This window comes from Petralouisia muris (genome assembly GCF_004793545.1).
In the GTDB taxonomy this organism is placed as follows: domain Bacteria; phylum Bacillota; class Clostridia; order Lachnospirales; family Lachnospiraceae; genus Petralouisia; species Petralouisia muris.
The window spans coordinates 1-1342 of record NZ_SRYA01000210.1 but is presented as its reverse complement, the minus strand read 5'-3'; the positions used below and the strand labels follow the sequence as shown (position 1 = coordinate 1342).

Sequence of the window (1342 nt, the reverse complement as noted above, 5' to 3'; positions counted from 1 at the left end):
GGAACTGTCGCAAAATAAAATGTACTATTTGAACCCACGTATTACATAGTTCCATGATTCATTTGGCCCAACTGCTTCAATATCAATTCTGCTCATCATTTCATCATTTGCTTTTAAACCAGTCTGGTATGTATTTCTGTCAACAACACATTTCACTTCCAGACCTTTGGCCGTAGTAGTTGATGAGATCAGGTTGACAATGGTATTGATATCGATCAGCGGTTTCCCTGCCCAGTTTTTTGTTATATAACAAAACAGGCGGTGCTCAACCTTGTTCCATTTTGACGTGCCTGGCGGATAATGGGAAACATGGATTTCCAATCCGCTTTCCTGGGCAAACAGCGCCAGTTCGTATTTCCACAGACGCGTTCGCCATCCGTTGCTGCCGCCACCGTCACAGTTTATATACAGTTTTTGGGCATCCGGGTATGTCGGCTTCCCCACGATGTTCCACCAGCGCCGGATGCTTTCAACAGCAAATGCGCTCGTATCATGGTCCGTCCCCAGGTTTACAAACCCAGCATTGCCGTTGACAAGGTATACGCCATACGGGGCGACCTTACCCAGCCCGGGCAGGGGGAAGTCATGGTCCAATACTTTCCTTGCTTCCCCTGCCGGCCTGTATTCAGCACCATTATTTTTAAAGTTGCCCACAAGTTCCTTCTTTTTTGTATCTGTTGATATTACAGGCTCATTGGCATCAATGAATTCCTGGGCTTTCGTGTTGATGTATTGGAACTGGGCATCCCGGTCAATGTGCTGGCTTCCAACCTGGAGCATTTTTTGGTTTGCCTGCTTACTGTAGCCAAGCTCCTCCAACGCACGCGACACAATGTCTTTCCCGGCATCAATCCCGAAACGTTCCTTCAGGATTGACGAAATATCCCGGAGGCTGAGGTCAGTCCATGAAATAACCTTCTGGGGATCACCGTAAGTATTGTTTTCAACAACAGCCCTGATGTCATCCAGAAGATCGGGCTGCAGTTGTTTTACAGGTTTTCTGCCAGCACCGCTTTTTCTGACCTTTTCCGGTCCGGAAGGGAAAGGCATGCCGTCCTTGATCTCATGGATGCCAGAACGTATTGTGCGGATATCCATGCCACTGGCTTCGCTGACAAGTTTGATGCCGCCATGGCCATAGCCCTTTGCAATGCTTGCGGCCAGCAGACGACGTTGGCGCTCATCCAATAGTTGGGGCATTGTCTTGAAAACCTGCTCAATGATGCTCAATGTTTTATCGTTATTATGTGCCATGAAAATGTCCTCCTGAATCACTAAACTCGTTCATGACATATATTAACATAGATTCCAAAAATATACAAATTATTTCACGACAGTTCCT

At 46.9% G+C, this 1342-nt stretch carries 1 protein-coding gene; it reads right to left on the bottom strand.

The genetic code is table 11. From position 1 onward, the window contains the following. Positions 1 to 24 precede the first annotated feature (24 nt). Positions 25 to 1254 carry an ISAzo13 family transposase gene (locus tag E5329_RS29100; protein WP_117960617.1) on the bottom strand — a complete coding sequence of 410 codons (1230 nt, stop codon included), beginning with the start codon at positions 1252 to 1254 and terminating at the stop codon, positions 25 to 27. Positions 1255 to 1342 lie beyond the last annotated feature (88 nt).

Excerpts from the sequence above, each read along its gene's own strand:
- E5329_RS29100 (WP_117960617.1), bottom strand. The coding sequence starts at position 1,254 with ATGGCACATAATAACGATAAAACATTGAGCATCATTGAGCAGGTTTTC.